The sequence below is a fragment of the Luteimonas sp. R10 genome, assembly GCF_045689605.1.
Classification (GTDB): Bacteria; Pseudomonadota; Gammaproteobacteria; order Xanthomonadales; family Xanthomonadaceae; genus Luteimonas.
Map to the genome: position 1 here is coordinate 1,281,105 of NZ_CP141262.1, position 14,997 is coordinate 1,296,101.

Sequence of the window (14,997 nt, forward strand, 5' to 3'; positions counted from 1 at the left end):
CGCCGCCGGGCGCCGCCCGTCGCGCGCCCGACTCCTTTCCTCCGCGTGCAGGAGACCACCATGGGTTACTTCGAGCTGACGGCGCCGGTCCGGATCAAACGGTATCCGTTCGATTACCACAGCCATTTCAGCGGCATCCTCGCCGTGCATGGCGGCGACGGGCGGCCATCCCTGGCCGGACTGCTCGCCGACGCCGACCACGCCGGCGACGCGGCGAAGGGCGAGCTGGCGCTGTTCGGCCTCGCGCTCGACTTCATGAGCGATCCGGCGAGCAACCCGTTCGCCCGGCTGCTCGGCAGGTCCGTCGCCGACCGGGTGCAATACGAGCGCGCCGAGTGCGCGGCCGAGAACGTCTACGTGGCCGCCGTGCTGCTGGGCGCCCGCGGCTACCTGCCGATGGATGTGTTGGCCGCTCCGGCGTACGCGCCGGAGCTGTTCGCCGCGGTGCGGGCGGAGGTGGTCGGCAAGGCGTTGCGCGCGCCGGACGCGGCAGATCCCGACCTGCTCGCGACCGTGCGCTACTTCAACGGCAAGATCTACAGCGCCAACAAGTACACGCCGTTCGACGACGCCTACAAGCTGCGCGGCAGCTTCGTGAAGCTGTTCTGCGGTGGGGACCCGGCCCGCTACCGGGACTGGGAAGACGCGCAACGGGACCGCTACCACGCCTGGATCGACGCGACCTTCCGGTCGCTGGCGGAGGAAGGCATCACCCGGATCCAGGCCGCGGCCACCGAGGATGAAATGGATGTCCTCGCCCAGCGCGCCGCCGCCTTCAACCGCGAGAACGGCACCGCGTACAAACTGCTGGTGCACACCCCGCACCAGTACATGCCGGACGAGGCGCTGCGGAAGTATCTCGACGCCAAGGTGCTGCCGTTGCTGACGGGCGAAGGGTACGCCGACGTCGTCGGCCTCGACCTGCTGGGCGCGGAGAACAAGGTCGGCAACTATCGCGAGCTGATGGCGTTCCTGCACGATCGCCGCGGCGAGCTGCAGCGGCGCTTCGGCCCCGGCGAGGGACGGCGCTCGGCAAGGATGGCCGTGCATGTCCATTGCGGCGAGGGCAGCGGCTTCGGCGCCGACAACCGTTCGATGATCGGCTATCTGCTGCACGAGGCCGGCTACCCGGGCGAGGCGTTCTTCGTCGACCTGGCCAACTACGTGCTGTCCGGCGCCAAGGCCGCGGAGGCCAGGCGCGGCGACACGCCGCGCGGCACGCGCGGAACGAAGGTGCCTTACGGGCTGTTCGACGAGCTGTTCCGCAACAACAGCCTGACCTGGCGCGGCCGCCTGCTGCGGCGCTACGACATCAGCAGCGCGCGTTCGCGCGAGGCGGCGGCGTTCAACGCCAAGCGCAACGTCATGGCCCTGAGCGAGACCTTCGACGATCGCCCGGAGGGCGCGGACGGCGACTGGTACCGGTTGCTGGCCGCCGGCGACGGCACGCCGTACGCCTTCCGCCTGGGGCATGCATACCACTATCGCAACTACGTCGCGGCCCGGTATCCGCAGCTCGCCTTCGACACCAACCTGGGCAGCAATGCGATCACCGGCGCCTCCGGCCTGTTCGGCTCCATCGAGAGCTATCGCATCAATCGCGGCTTCCGCCACCTGGACGGCTACATCGACACCGACGTGCTCGAGGCGGCGGGGAATGCGGTGGCCTACATGGCCTCGGAGGCGCTGACCCCGGCGCAGGTGGCGTTGTTCGTCCGCCTGAGTGCGCTGGAGCAGCCGATGGCGGAGGTGCTCGAGGACGCGCGGGCCGAGATCGAAGCGCAGCTGGAGGCGGCACTGGGGCCGGTCTACCGCCAACGGGCCTACTACGAGAGGTATTGCGCCCTGGTGCTGGAGCTGTCGCGCGACGCCGACGGCAGTGCCGCGCTGCGCTACCAGGTCCTGGCCCGCGTGCTGACGGTGTTCGCCAACTGGCGCTCGTACCTGCTGGGCGCCGACGGCCAGGGCACCGAGCACACCGACATCCGGCTCGAGTTCCTGCGCATGTGCCTGCTGCTGGCCTATGGCCTGCTGCCGACCGGACACAGGCGGGTCGGCGTCGATCTGCTCGATGCACTGCAGGGCCTGCTGCTGGAGATCGGCGGCGCGTACTGGGCGATCACGGTCGGCCCGCCGCCGGACGCCGCTGCGCTGCCGTCCGAGGTGCTGCTGGAGGCGTTCGACGGCTTCAAGGCGCCGGGCTCGGTGGCGACGGTGCGCAGGGCCACGGTGCACGGCTGAGCGCATGGGCGCAGGCCGACAGCCTGTTCCGGATCCGGGAGCCTTCCGTATGGACGAGATCGTCGACTACCTGCTGACCGCGCCGGCTCGCGAGCGCGATGCGAACCGGTGCGACCGGGCGCCCGCGGCGCCGGCCCCGGCGAAGCGGACCGGCCCCGGCACGCCGGACCTGCTCGGCCTGCTGCTCGAACGGCTGGGCGACGAGGCGGTGCGGCGCGCGATCGCCCGCTTGATCGTGCCGCGCTGAACGCGGAGCCGTAGCCGGAAATCCGATCACCTGTGGAGAAGACATGAACGCATCCGACGATCCCATTTTCGCCCAGCTGCTGGCGTTGGCCGAGCATTGGCTGAAGCGGCCGCCGACCGCCGCCGAGATGCAGGAGCTGGCGCGTTTCAGGCAATCGCTCGAGACCGGGCAGGACGCGTCCGACGTGCCCGCGACGCAAGCTGCGCAGACGATCCGGGACGCACGGCAGCAGGCGCAGGCGGCGATCCGCGACATCGTCGAGGGCGCGCGCCAGCTGGCGCAGCGCGTGGCCGGTGAGCGCGAACAGGAGGATCGCGCCATCCTGAAGGTGGTCGAAAGCGCCGGCTCGCTCGCCGAACTGCGCCCGTCCGCGCTGCCGGCCGACGATGCCCAGGGCCCGGCGGCCGGCCGGATCGCGATCGCGCAGATCGCCGACCGCCTGGCCAACCTGGTCAGGGCCGAGGTGCAGACGTGCTTCGAGCGGCAGCTGGCGCCGCTGGCGAACCGCGTCGAGACGCTGCTGGACGAGATGCGCACACCGGCACCGTCACCGCCGGCACCCGATGCGCAGGGCGCATCACAGAATTCGAGCGGCGCGGCGGGCGCCTAGTTCACGAACGGGCACCCGCATCGTTATTCGAATCGCACGGCGCGTGCCGTGTCGACACCGAGGAGTTCAATCATGGCATTCCCAACCGCAGTCAACGACCAGGTGACCGATGCGGTCACCCAGTCCAACGTCAAGGTCATCGGCGAGGCCCCGGCCTTCGCGATGGGTTCCATCTACCAGAGCATGGCGCACTCGACCGGCATCCTGTTCGAGAACGCCGTCGCCTCGCAGCAGCAGCAGAACACGCTGGCGCAGGCGGCCGCCAACCAGGGCGTGATGCAGATCTACAGCATGGACACCACCGCCGCCGCCGGGGCCACCGAAAAGGTCGCGCAGACCGGCGTGTCCGACAACCTCACCAGCCTGCTGACCGTGCTGAACGCGTTCAAGTAAGCGGTGCTCCGCCGGCGCCGCCGCGGCGCGTGCCGACATGGCGCCGCCCGGTCGCGCCGGCGCACACTGATCCACACTTCCAGAGGACGTTTCCATGGCATATCCAACAGCCGTCAACAACCAGATCACCGATGCGGTGACCCAGTCCAACGTCAAGGTCATCGGCGAGGCCCCGGCCTTCGGCATGGCCTCGGTCTACCAGAGCCTGGCGCACTCGACCGGCATTCTCTACGAGAACGCCGTCGCGGCGCAGCAGCAGCAGAACACGCTGGCGCAGGCGGGCAGCAACCAGGGCGTGATGCAGGTCTACGCCCTCGACACCACCGCGGCGGCCGGTGCGAGCGAGAAGGTCGCGCAGACCGGCGTGTCGGACAACCTCACCAGCCTGCTGACCGTGCTGAATGCGTTCAAGCCCTCCACGCCCGCGGGCCTGGGGCCGTAACCGCGGCAGATGCCGTACCGCCGGAGCCGGGCGTCGGCCGTCGCGACGTTCCGGCTCCGCCATGGGCCGCCCATGTCAGGTCGCGCGGCGCGGTGCGTAGTCGCTGGGCTGTACCGGCTGCCGCAAGGGAGCGGCAGTTCGGCACAGGGAAGACCGGTTTCCGGCCGGATCGGAGCATCGGCGCGGCAGCCGCGCCGGCGCTTTCGGCCGCAGGGGGGAAGCATGGAAAACGCGGCGCTTTGGCCGCACACGGAGGCGTGCGTGGCGCAAGCGGGGACCGGCGCGTCTCCCGCCCACGCGCCGGCCGACGCGCGCCACCTACCCGGCCGCGCGGGCGTGCGCGGCAACGCGCTCGCGCTGGAGGCATCCTCCCTGTTCCAGGGACTGCCCGCACCGGTGCGGGACTACGTGCTGGCCAACGCCGTCGAATGCACGCTGGACGACGGCAACGTCCTGTTCTCCAAGAACGACGCCGGCGATTTTCTGGCGCTCGTCCTCAGCGGCCAGGTCTACAAGCTGCTGTACGGGCCGGACGGGCAGGAACTGATCATGGGCAGCGTGGAGCAGGGCGGCACGGTCGACGCGACGGTGCTCGTCGACCGCCAGGTGCGCAGCTTCACCGCGGTCGCGCGCGGACCGACGCGGATACTGAAGCTGTTGCGCCGGCATTTCCCCGTCCTGCTCTCGGAGCCGCTGGTGGTGCGCCGCGCCCATGCCGCGCTGTGCCTGGAGCTGCGCCGTGCGATCGACGATCTCGAGAACATGTGCCTGCACCGCCTGGAGTCGCGGCTCGCACGCTGCCTGCTGCTGCGGCTGCGCGAGCAGGGCGGTGCGCGGGGAACCGTCGCCGAGGTGGTGCTGCCGCCGACACAGGGCATCCTCGCCGCGATGGTGAACGCGAGCCGCTCGAAGTTGAACGCGCAGCTCCAGTGCTGGCACCGCAGCGGCATCATCAGCTGTGGACGCCACGTGCTGCGGATCAACGATCTCGAGGCGCTGCGCCTGAAGGCGCGGCTCGCGCCGGAAGCGCTGTCGTCGCCGGCCGGCGGCGAGTCGGCGGGCGTCTGCGGAAGCGGCGTGCCGCGATCGCCGCCGGCATCGCGGTTCCCGGAACGCGGGCGCGCATTGGCCTGAGGGCCGGCGCGGCCCCGCGGAGCGGGCTTGCCGGCGGTGGCGCGTAGAATCCGCGCTTCCCGCAAGCAACGGAGGCGCCCCGGTGCCGACCGGCCAAGACGATCCCGCGCTCGAAACCCTGCTGCTGCCGTTCGCGAGCGGCCGGCTCGAGTGGCCGCGCGCCGGCGCGTTGTTCCTGCGCGCACGCACGGGTCCCGCGCTGGCGGCGCAGCCGCGCCCCGGCCTGGTGTGCGAGCAGAGCTTCCGGCCCGAGCTCGATGCGCTGCGGCGCGCCGGCTTCGAGGTCCGGGCGCCGGGCGAGGACCGGTATCCGCTGGTGTTGCTGTTGCCGCCGCGCCAGCGCGAGGAGGCGCGCGCGCTGTACGCGCAGGCCTTGGCGCGGGTGTCCGACGGCGGCACGGTCGTCGCCAGCCAGGCCAACGACGAAGGCGCGAAATCCGGCGAAGCCGACCTGGCGCGCATCGCCGGCCAGGTGACATCGCTGTCCAAGCACAAGTGCCGGGTGTTCTGGGCCCGGCCCGGGGGCGGCGATGCCGCGCTCGCGGCGCAGTGGCGCGCGCTGGATGCGCCGCGGCCGGTGGTCGGCGGGCGTTTCCTCAGCCGTCCCGGCGTCTTCGCCTGGGACCGGATCGACGCCGCGTCGGCCTTGCTCGCCGCACATCTGCCGCCGACGCTGGCCGGACACGGCGCCGATCTCGGCGCCGGCTACGGTTTTCTCGCCGCCGAGGTGCTGCAACGCTGCCCGGGCGTCACCGCGCTGGACCTGTACGAGGCGGAAAAGCGCGCGCTCGACCTTGCCGTCGACAATCTCGCCGTGCAGGCCGATCGCGTGGCGCTCGGCTTCCATTGGCACGACGTCGCCGCCGGACTGCCGCGGCAGTACGATTTCATCGTCAGCAATCCGCCGTTCCATGCCGGCGGCCGCGCGCCGCGGCCGGACATCGGCCGTCGCTTCATCGCCGCCGCCGCGCAGTCGCTGCGGCCCGGTGGGGCGTTGTGGCTGGTGGCCAACCGCCAGCTGCCGTACGAGCAGGCGCTGGGCGCGGGCTTCGGCGAGGTGCGCATCGTGGCGCAGCGCCAAGGCTTCAAGGTCGTCGAGGCGCGCAGGGCATGCGCCATTCGCGGTCGCGGGCCCTAGATGAAGCTGGTGCGCCTCCTGGCCAATCTCGGCTACGGCAGCCGCAGGCAGGCGACCCTGCTGTGCCGCGAGGGTCGGGTGACCGACGCGCGCGGCGAGGTGCTGTACGCCGACGACGTGGTCGCGCATGCCCAGGTGCGTGTCGACGGCGAGCCGCTGGATCCGCCCCAGGGCATGTTGCTGATGCTGCACAAGCCGGTCGGCTATACCTGTTCGACGCGCGATCCCGGACGGGTGGTGTACGACCTGCTGCCGCCGCGCTTCCGCCTGCGCACGCCGGCGCTGTCCACCGTCGGCCGGCTCGACCGCGACACCAGCGGCCTGCTGCTGCTGACCGACGACGGCGCGTTGCTGCACCGGATCATCGCGCCGAGATCCAACCTGCCGAAAGTCTACGAAGCGCGGCTGGCGCAACCGCTGCGCGGCGACGAGGCGGCATCGTTCGCCGGCGGCACGCTGCTGCTGGAATCGGAGACGACGCCGCTCAAGCCGGCGCGGCTGGATGTCCTAGAACCGCAGTACGTCCGGCTGACCCTGACCGAGGGCCGCTACCACCAGGTGCGGCGCATGTTCGCCGCCGTCGGCAACTACGTCGAAAGCCTGCACCGCAGCCGCGTCGGCGGGCTGGCGCTGGACGGCCTGGAGGCCGGGCGTTGGCGCGTGCTGAACGCGATCGACCGGCGTCGTCTGTTCGAGGAGAGCGGTTGATGGATGGTTTCAAGGCGACCCCATCTCCTTCCCCGATCGGCTTTCGCCCGGCTGCGGTGCTGTTCGATATGGACGGGCTGATGATCGAGAGCGAACGCAGCCTGCTCGAGTGCTGGCGGCAGGCGACGCGCGACCTGAACTTGGCGCTGGAAGACACCCTGTGGTTGTCGATGATCGGCCTGTCCGACGCGGCCTGTGCGCGAATGCTGCGTGAACGCCTGCCGGAGGCCGAGGCCGAGGCGCTGACCGCGTGTACCCAGGCGCTCTACGATCTGCGTGTGGAGTCGGGCCTGCCGTTGCGTCCCGGCGTGCGGCGGATGCTGGACTGGATCGAGCGCCTGGGGGTGCCGCGCGCCGTGGTCACCTCCACGCATCGCTGGCGTACCGAACAGAAGCTCGAGCGGTGCGGGTTGCGCCGCTACTTCCGGATCCTGGCCACCGGGGACGAAGTGCATGCGTCCAAGCCCGCGCCGGACATCTATCTGCTCGCGGCCACCCGTCTCGGCGTGGATCCCGCGCGCTGCGTGGCGCTGGAGGATTCGTTGCCGGGCGTGCGCGCGGCGTTGGCAGCGGGCATGACGCCGATCCAGGTTCCGGACCTGGTGGCGCCGGACGATGCGGCGCGCGCGCTGGGCCATCGCATCGTCGACGGCCTGGAGCAGGCGCGGCGTCTCCTCGAGGCTGCGCTGTCCCGCGCCGATTGACGCCCGCCGGGCGGGTGTCGCCGCTCAGTCGGCGAACAGCTTGCGCCAGCCGTCGTGTCCCAGCCGCCGCAGCGTCCGCATGTTGCGCCCGATGATGGCGTCCGCATCCGGATAGGCGGCCACCGCGCGCGTCACGCTGTCCTCGCGCAGCAGGTGCAGCATCGGATGGGGCGAGCGGTTGCTGAAGTTCTCGATGTCGTCCTCGCCGCTGCCGGCGAAACGATACTGCGGATGAAAGCTGGCGATCTGCAGCACGCCCTCCAGGTCCATCTCCGCGACCAGCGCGTCGGCGGTGCCCAGGAAATCGTTGTAGTCGTAGAAGTCGGCGAACACCTGCGGATGGATGAGCAGGGTGGTGTCGACGATCGCGGGCGGCGTATCGCGCAACAGCGCCAGTTCGACGCCAAGCGCGGCCAGCAGGTCCGGCTCCGAAGCGGCGTCGCTCAGTACCCAGCGCACCTGGCTCTTCACCGCCACCGCCTTGGCGAACGGGCACAGGTTGAGGCCGATCACCGCGCGCTGCAGCCAGCGGCGGGTTTCGGCGATCGGATCGGTGGTGGCATCGGCGGTCATTCGGAGTCCTCGCGGCGTCTGCAGTGTATGCCGGCGGCCGCCGGTCATGCGGGCTGGTGGTCGGGTCCCGGCCCCGTAACGAGGGTGCGCCGATGGCCCGCCTGCACGCGAAGCCCTAAGCTGTGCGCCCGGTCGTCTCCCCTCATGCCCGCATGCCGCCGCCCGATCCCGCTCGCCGCGCCGCACTATGGATGCTGTTTGCGGTGCTGTTGTTCGCGCTGATGGACGCCGGCATGAAATGGCTCGCGGCCGACTACCCGCCGCTGCAGGTGGCCACCCTGCGCGGCGCTGCGGCGCTGCCGTTGGTGTGCCTGTGGGTGGCGCTGAGCGGGCGCGCGTCGTCGCTGCTGCGGGTGCACTGGCGCCTGCACCTGCTGCGCGGCGTGCTCGGCATCGCGATGATGTTCGGCTTCGTCTACGGCCTGGCGCGGATGCCGATGTCGACCGCCTACGCGATCGTGTTCGTCGCGCCGCTGCTGGTCACGGCGATGGCGGTGCCGATCCTGAAGGAAAAGGTCGGGCCGCGGCGCTGGACCGCGATCGCGCTCGGCCTGGTCGGCGTGTTGGTGGTGCTGCGTCCGACGGGCGAGGGCATGGCGACCCTGGCCGGCTTGGCGCTGCTGCTCGCGGCCGCCTGCTATTCGGCGGCGGCGATCACCGTGCGGGTGCTCGCCCAGCGCGACAGCACCGAGGCGATGGTGTTCTGGTTCCTGGTGCTGCTGGCGCTCGGCGCCGGCGCGCTGGCCTGGCGCGACTGGGTGCCGGTGCAGGCGCACGACGCCTGGGCGATCGCCGGCGTCGGCCTGAGCGGCGCGCTCGGCCAGGTGGCGCTGACCCATGCCTTCCGCCTCGGCGAGGCCTCGCAGATCGCGCCGCTGGAATACACCGGGCTTGTCTGGGTGGTGCTGTTGGACCTGACGGTGTGGCAGGTGTTGCCCGACACCATCACCTGGGTCGGGGCCGCGATCATCATCGCCAGCGGCCTTTACCTCCTGCGCCGCGAACGCGTGCACGTGGTCACCGCGCCGCCGTAGCCGACCTCACTCGCCACCGTGGAAAGAAAGCAAGCATTCTGCCCATGGATCAACGCGGATGGATGCAGATCGAGCGCAGAGGTGAACCTGGCGCTTGCCGGACCTCGTTTCGTCGCCTCCACACCGGCGTTCACGCGTTTCTGCGACAAGTTCGACGGCTCGCGAGAACGGCAGGTGCACCGCGACGGCGCCGGCGGCAGGAATCGTCCCGGGCGGGAGAAGAGTCAGAGAAAAGGCGGGCCCCTCAGGGCCCGCCTTCGGTGCCTGGCGCTGGCACCCGTCCCGTCAGAAGCGGGCGCCGACGCCCACCCCCACGGTCCACGGATCGAGCTCGATGTCGCGCGCAACGGTCTCGCCGGCCACGCGGGCGTCGGCACGGGCGCGCATGTAGCGCGCGTCGGCGCGGGCGAACCAGGTCGGGGTGATGTTGAGGTCCAGGCCGACGGTGCCGATCGCGCCCTTGGGCGTGGTCAGACCGACGTGGTCGTCGCCGGGATTGAGGTCCTCGTTGCTGATGTTCGACTGGTAGTAGCCCAGGCCCACGAACGGCCGGAACGTGTTGTCGGCCCGGCCGAAGTGGTACTGGCCGCTCAGCGCGATCGGCTGCTGGTCGATGGTGCCGATCTTGCCGCCGTCGCCGCGCACGCGGTGATTGAACTTGTCCGCCGCGCCCCACAGCTCGACGCCGATGTTGTCGTTGACGTGGTAGGTCGCGCTCACGGTCGGCGCGGGATCGCCGTCGACGTCGATGCGCGCGCCGGGCAGGGGATCGGAGTCCGGCTGCAGCAGGGTCACGCCGCCGACCACGGAGATGCGCTTGCCGGAGGCGGTGTCGGTGGAGAGCGGGCCGGTGTCCTGGGCGAAGGCGGCCGGGCTGGCGACCAGGGCGATGGCGGTGGCAAGACTCAGTTTGCGAAATGTAGACATGGGGGATCTCCTCGTTATCGATGTTGTGTGTGCCCCGGGAGCAGGCGCGGCCACACTAGCCAGCCGCGGGTGAACCGCGCTTGGCCCGGCCGTTAAACCGCGGCCGGCGTTTCACGTCCGCTTCAGTCGGTTCAGATAGGCCAACCGCGCCTGACGAAAGTCATGCCGTCCACCGGCATGGGACGGGTGCGCGACCGGGCGCGACAATCGCCGTCGACGACCAACGAGGGGACGGCGATGATCCATTGCGGATGGCGATCGACGGCGGCCGCGGCGCTGCTCGCGTGCGGCGGCATGGCCGCGGCCGGCACCAGCATCGAGACGTCCTGCGAGGTGGAGAGCGACTACGACTTCTCGCTGTCCGAGCGCAGCGCGATCTTCACCCGGGATGCGGGGACGCCGCGGCAGCTGGTGATGCGGCAGGGCCGGCTGTTCGTGGACGACCGCTGGGTCACGCTCGGCGCGGCCGACCGCCGCCGGGTGGCCGAGTACGAGCGGGAGGCGCGCGCCGTGATGCCGTTGGCGCGCGAGATCGGCCGCGACGCCACCGAGATCGCCTTCGTCGCCCTGGGCGAGGTGGCGGCCGGCTTCAGCAGCGACCCCGAGGCCAGCCGGCGCAGGCTGGAGAAGGCGCGTACGCAACTGGACGCCCGGCTGGCGGAGTCCTTCTCCGCCAGCCGCTACAGCAGCGACGCGCTCGGCGATGCCATCGGCGGCGCGGTGCGCGACGTTCTGCCCACGGTGATCGGCGACATCGTCGGCGGCGCGGTGCGTGCGGCGTTCGGCGGCGACACCGCCGGCCTGCAGCGGCTCGAGAACCTGGATGCCGAACTCGAGGCGCTGATCGAGCCGCGCGCCAAGGCGCTCGAGCGCAATGCCGAGGCGCTGTGCACCCGCATGCGCCGGCTCGACCGCATCGACGACGCACTCGAATACCGGCTGCCGGACGGCCGTCCGCTCGACTTGCTGCGGGTCGAAGTCAAAGGCGGTCGGGACCACGACGGGACCTGACCCATCCCTGCGGCGTTCCAGTCGTCGCATTTCCCCGCCCCCGCACCCCCGGGGGCTTTTTTTGGGTCTTCGCCCAACTCCGGAAAACGCACACTCGAGCCGGCAGCCGCCCCCTTGTGGGAGCGACGGAAGTCGCGACGCGGCGCGCGATGCCGCCATTCGCATGTCGGCTCCGTGCGGGTGCAGGCGCGCGCGGGTGGGCCGGCACGGCGCCCGGTGCGGGACGCGCCGTGAATCCCTCCATGGAGGCTCGTCGCCGCCATCCATGGCGTCGGCGGTCCCGCACCGGGACGCCGCGCCGGCCCTGGACACTGCGCGGGGCTTTCCATGAGGCGCCGTTCCCTATTCTGGGGAAGACCCGGCGTCGTGCACACATGCTCATCCGGCAGCTACCGCCCGCGCCTGGGAGAAGACCCTTTTTTCGTCGCGGTTGGCGCCCGGCGCCCATCCGGCCACAATACGGATCTCCCCCCCCCCTTGCATCGCGGAGCGCCGCATGGCCGACCTGAAAGAAGCACGCGTCCCGGATATCGGCGACTACGACGACGTGCCGGTGATCGAAGTCCTGGTCGCGGTCGGCGACCGTGTCGAGGCCGACCAGGGCCTGGTCACGCTGGAATCGGACAAGGCGACGATGGAGGTCCCGGCGCCGTTCGCCGGCGTGGTCAAGGAAGTGAAGGTCAAGGTCGGCGACAAGGTCTCCGAAGGTACCGTGGTGGCGATGGTCGAGTCCGGCGACGATGCGGCCGAGGCGCCCACCGAGGCGCCGGTCGAGGCGAAGGCCGCCGGCGGGGAACGGCCGCCGGCGCCGCCGCGGCAGGAACCGGCGCCCGCGGCGAAGCAGGCGCCCGCCCCGGCTTCCGGCGGCGGCGGCGCACAGGACGCCGTGGTCCCCGACATCGGCGGTTACGACGACGTGCCGGTGATCGAGGTGCTGGTGGCGGTCGGCGACCGCGTCGAGCGCGACCAGGGCCTGGTCACGCTGGAATCGGACAAGGCGACGATGGAGGTCCCGGCACCGTTCGCCGGGGTGGTCGAGGCGCTCGAGGTCAAGGTCGGCGACAAGGTGTCCGAGGGCAGCGTGGTCGCGCGCATCGCCGGCGACGGTGCCGATGCGCCTGCGAAGGCGCCCCCGGCCGAGGCGGCCGCGCCGCAGCCGGCCGACACCACCGACGACACCGCCGCCGAGCCGGCCTCGCCCGGGCGCAGGCCCGACAACATCGCGCAGGCCTCGATGGAGCACCGCACGCCCGGCGGCGGCGAGCCGCCGGTGCGCTTCGATGCCGATGCGGTCATGCCCGAGAAGGTGCCCTATGCCAGTCCGGCGGTGCGCCTGTTCGCGCGCGAGCTCGGCGTCGACCTGCTGCGGGTCAAGGGCAGTGCCCGGGGCGGCCGCATCACCCGCGAGGACGTGCAGCAGTTCGTCCAGACGGCGCTGCAGGGCGGCGCCGCCACGGCCGGCGCGCCGGCGACGGATGGCGGCCTGGCGCTGCTGCCCTGGCCGAAGGTCGACTTCGCCAAGTTCGGCGAGATCGAGGAGCAGCCGCTGTCGCGGATCCAGAAGATCTCCGGCGCCAACCTCGCCCGCAACTGGGCGATGATCCCGCACGTCACCCAGCACGACGACGCCGACGTCACCGATCTCGAGGCGCTGCGGCTCGCGCTCAACAAGGAGAACGAGAAGGCGGGCATCAAGCTGACCATGCTCGCCTTCCTGATGAAGGCCAGCGTCGCCGCATTGCAGAAGTACCCCCGGTTCAACGCCTCGCTCGACGCCGCCGGCGAGACGCTCACGCTGAAGAAGTACTTCCATATCGGCTTCGCCGCCGACACGCCCAACGGCCTGGTGGTGCCGGTGGTGCGCGACTGCGACCGCAAGGGCGTGATCGAGATCGCGCAGGAGACCTCGGCGCTGGCGAAGAAGGCGCGCGACGGCAAGCTCGGCCCGTCGGAGATGCAGGGCGGCTGCTTCTCCATCAGTTCGCTCGGCGGCATCGGCGGCACCAGCTTCACGCCGATCGTCAACGCACCGGAGGTCGCGATCCTCGGCGTGTCGAAGTCGGCGATGAAGCCGGTCTGGAACGGCACGGAATTCCGGCCGCGCCTGACCCTGCCGCTGTCGCTGTCCTACGACCATCGCGTGATCGACGGCGCCGCGGCGGCGCGCTTCACCGCGTACCTGGCACAGCTGCTCGGCGACATGCGCCGGGTCTTGCTGTGAGCCGGGCGCGGCGCTGGCGCGTCCCGCTCCTGGGCGGGTGCCTGCTGCTGGCCGCGGCCGCGGCCGTGGCGCAGCCGGACGCCGCCGCCGCGCCGCTGCGCGAAACCCTCGATCGCCATCTGCAGGCGATCCAGGCGCGCGACCTGGACGCGCTGATGGCCACCGTCACCCGCGGCGAAACGCTGACCCTGATCCTGCCCGGCGGCAAGGTGCTCTCCACCCGCGAGCAGTTCCGCCGGCTGCACCAGGACTGGTTCGCCGAGGACGACTGGCGCATGCGTTTCGAGGTGCGGCAGGTGCGCGAGCTCGGCGATGCCGGCATCGCCCTGGTGCACTACCTGTCGCAGCAGCGCCAGGACGACGGCGGCTACGCCACCCGGTGCGAGGCGCTGCTGTCGCTGGTGTTCGCGCGCGAGCGGGGCGAATGGCGGCTGGTGTACGACCAGAACACCGTCGTGCCGCCGCCGCCGCCGCAATGAAGGCCGCGCCGCCCGCGCCGGCGGCGGCACCTGCCGACGGGAACGGCGGCATGGTCGAGCGTGGCTGGGCCGGGCTGCAGCCCCTGCTCGAGCAGCCGCTGGTCGCCATCTCCGGGCTGCGCCTGACCCTGGGCGGGCTGCTGTTCGCGCTGCTGGCGCTGCTGGCGGCCTGGCTGCTCTCGGCGCTGCTGCGGCGCGCGATCGGCCGTTGGGGCGAGCGCCACGAAGGCGTGAACGCGGCGGCGCTGTATACCGTCTCGCGGCTGGTGCACTACGTGCTGCTGGTCGTGGGCTTCCTGGTGGCGCTGGACCTGGCCGGGATCCCGGTGACCAAGTTCGCCATCTTCGCCGGCGCCATCGGCGTCGGCCTGGGATTCGGCCTGCAGGCCATCTTCAGCAACTTCATCTCGGGCCTGATTCTGCTGTTCGACCGTTCGCTGAAGGTGGGCGACTTCGTGCAGCTGGACGACAACCTGCGCGGCACCGTGCGCGCGATCAACATCCGCGCCACGCTGATCACCACCAACGACAACATCGACGTCATCGTCCCCAATTCCGAGTTCGTCAGCGGCCGCGTGGTCAACTGGACCCACGGCTCGATCCACCGCCGGATCCGGGTGCGTTTCGGGGTCGCCTACGGCGCCGACAAGGAACTGGTGAAGAAGGCGGCACTCGAGGCCGCGGCCGCGGTGCCGTTCACCCTCTCCACCGAGGGCGAGCGCCGCCCGCAGGTGTGGCTGGTCAATTTCGGCGACAACGCGGTCGAGTTCATCCTGGCGGTCTGGCTCAACGAGGCGGCGGCGCGCCGCAATGCCGCGATCGAGGCGGCCTACCTGTGGGAACTGGATACCGCGCTCAAGCGCCACGGTGTCGAGATCCCGTTCCCGCAGCGCGATCTGCACCTGCGCAGCCTGCTCGGGCTGCACGGGGAGGCCGCGCTCGCCGCGCTGCGCGGCGAGGCGCCGGCGACGGCCGCCGCGCAGGACGGCGCCGGCGCCGCGGACCTGCCGCGGCACGAGCGCGCCGTGCTCGCCAGCAATGACGCGCAGCAGGACGTCGAACGGGAGATCGCCGAACAGGCGGCCCCCGACGCGCCCGCCGCGCCACCGACAACCAAATCCTGAAGGAGCTTTCC

At 71.3% G+C, this 14,997-nt stretch carries 16 protein-coding genes; 14 read left to right on the forward strand and 2 right to left on the reverse strand.

Annotation, left to right across the window (positions count from 1 at the left end; genetic code table 11):
• Positions 1-60: 60 nt before the first annotated feature.
• The 9 genes from U3649_RS05465 to U3649_RS05505 all read left to right on the forward strand — a co-directional run bounded on the left by U3649_RS05465 (position 61) and on the right by U3649_RS05505 (position 7,617).
• Positions 61-2,241 (forward strand): hypothetical protein, encoded by a 2,181-nt coding sequence (locus U3649_RS05465; protein WP_407353863.1) that lies wholly within the window; start codon positions 61-63, stop codon positions 2,239-2,241.
• Positions 2,242-2,290: 49 nt separating this feature from the next.
• The gene (locus U3649_RS05470) at positions 2,291-2,488 is read left to right on the forward strand and encodes a hypothetical protein (RefSeq protein WP_407353864.1); all 198 of its coding nucleotides are present in this window, start codon (positions 2,291-2,293) and stop codon (positions 2,486-2,488) included.
• Between the two features lie 43 nt (positions 2,489-2,531).
• Positions 2,532-3,098 carry a hypothetical protein gene (locus U3649_RS05475; protein WP_407353865.1) on the forward strand — a complete coding sequence of 189 codons (567 nt, stop codon included), beginning with the start codon at positions 2,532-2,534 and terminating at the stop codon, positions 3,096-3,098.
• A 72-nt stretch (positions 3,099-3,170) separates the two neighbouring features.
• Complete coding sequence (locus tag U3649_RS05480) at positions 3,171-3,491, forward strand: RebB family R body protein (protein ID WP_407353866.1); 321 nt, start codon at positions 3,171-3,173, stop codon at positions 3,489-3,491.
• 94 nt (positions 3,492-3,585) lie between these two features.
• A complete protein-coding gene (locus U3649_RS05485) occupies positions 3,586-3,933 on the forward strand; it encodes a RebB family R body protein (protein ID WP_407353867.1) in 348 nt (115 codons plus the stop codon).
• 261 nt (positions 3,934-4,194) lie between these two features.
• Positions 4,195-5,067, forward strand: coding sequence for a Crp/Fnr family transcriptional regulator (locus U3649_RS05490; protein WP_407353868.1), 873 nt, complete (start codon positions 4,195-4,197; stop codon positions 5,065-5,067).
• An 82-nt stretch (positions 5,068-5,149) separates the two neighbouring features.
• On the forward strand, positions 5,150-6,205 hold the full coding sequence (locus tag U3649_RS05495) for a class I SAM-dependent methyltransferase (RefSeq protein WP_407353869.1): 1,056 nt from the start codon (positions 5,150-5,152) through the stop codon (positions 6,203-6,205).
• Positions 6,206-6,913: a pseudouridine synthase gene (locus U3649_RS05500; RefSeq protein ID WP_407353870.1), complete on the forward strand. Its 708-nt coding sequence runs from the start codon at positions 6,206-6,208 to the stop codon at positions 6,911-6,913.
• Complete coding sequence (locus U3649_RS05505) at positions 6,913-7,617, forward strand: HAD family hydrolase (protein ID WP_407353871.1); 705 nt, start codon at positions 6,913-6,915, stop codon at positions 7,615-7,617. Before U3649_RS05500 ends, U3649_RS05505 begins: the two co-directional genes overlap by 1 nt.
• A 24-nt stretch (positions 7,618-7,641) precedes the next feature.
• Here the strand turns inward: U3649_RS05505 and U3649_RS05510 are convergent, their stop codons facing one another.
• Entirely contained in the window at positions 7,642-8,190 is a 549-nt protein-coding gene (locus U3649_RS05510; protein WP_407353872.1) for a DUF1415 domain-containing protein, read from the reverse strand.
• A gap of 152 nt (positions 8,191-8,342) precedes the next feature.
• On the opposite strand from U3649_RS05510, the gene U3649_RS05515 reads away from it, so the two are divergent.
• Positions 8,343-9,224, forward strand: coding sequence for a DMT family transporter (locus tag U3649_RS05515; RefSeq protein ID WP_407353873.1), 882 nt, complete (start codon positions 8,343-8,345; stop codon positions 9,222-9,224).
• Between the two features lie 285 nt (positions 9,225-9,509).
• Here U3649_RS05515 and U3649_RS05520 read toward each other — a convergent pair whose 3' ends face one another.
• Positions 9,510-10,151, reverse strand: a complete 642-nt coding sequence (locus U3649_RS05520; protein ID WP_407353874.1) for an OmpW/AlkL family protein — start codon at positions 10,149-10,151, stop codon at positions 9,510-9,512.
• A 162-nt stretch (positions 10,152-10,313) separates the two neighbouring features.
• Between U3649_RS05520 and U3649_RS05525 the strand changes: the two genes are divergently transcribed.
• The 4 genes from U3649_RS05525 to U3649_RS05540 all read left to right on the forward strand — a co-directional run bounded on the left by U3649_RS05525 (position 10,314) and on the right by U3649_RS05540 (position 14,986).
• Positions 10,314-11,162 carry a DUF2884 family protein gene (locus U3649_RS05525; protein ID WP_407353875.1) on the forward strand — a complete coding sequence of 283 codons (849 nt, stop codon included), beginning with the start codon at positions 10,314-10,316 and terminating at the stop codon, positions 11,160-11,162.
• 496 nt (positions 11,163-11,658) lie between these two features.
• Positions 11,659-13,383 carry a dihydrolipoyllysine-residue acetyltransferase gene (gene aceF, locus U3649_RS05530; RefSeq protein ID WP_407353876.1) on the forward strand — a complete coding sequence of 575 codons (1,725 nt, stop codon included), beginning with the start codon at positions 11,659-11,661 and terminating at the stop codon, positions 13,381-13,383.
• Positions 13,380-13,862, forward strand: a complete 483-nt coding sequence (locus U3649_RS05535) for a YybH family protein (protein ID WP_407353877.1) — start codon at positions 13,380-13,382, stop codon at positions 13,860-13,862. The genes aceF and U3649_RS05535 overlap by 4 nt, the downstream gene beginning before the upstream one ends.
• On the forward strand, positions 13,859-14,986 hold the full coding sequence (locus tag U3649_RS05540) for a mechanosensitive ion channel family protein (RefSeq protein WP_407353878.1): 1,128 nt from the start codon (positions 13,859-13,861) through the stop codon (positions 14,984-14,986). The genes U3649_RS05535 and U3649_RS05540 overlap by 4 nt, the downstream gene beginning before the upstream one ends.
• Positions 14,987-14,997 lie beyond the last annotated feature (11 nt).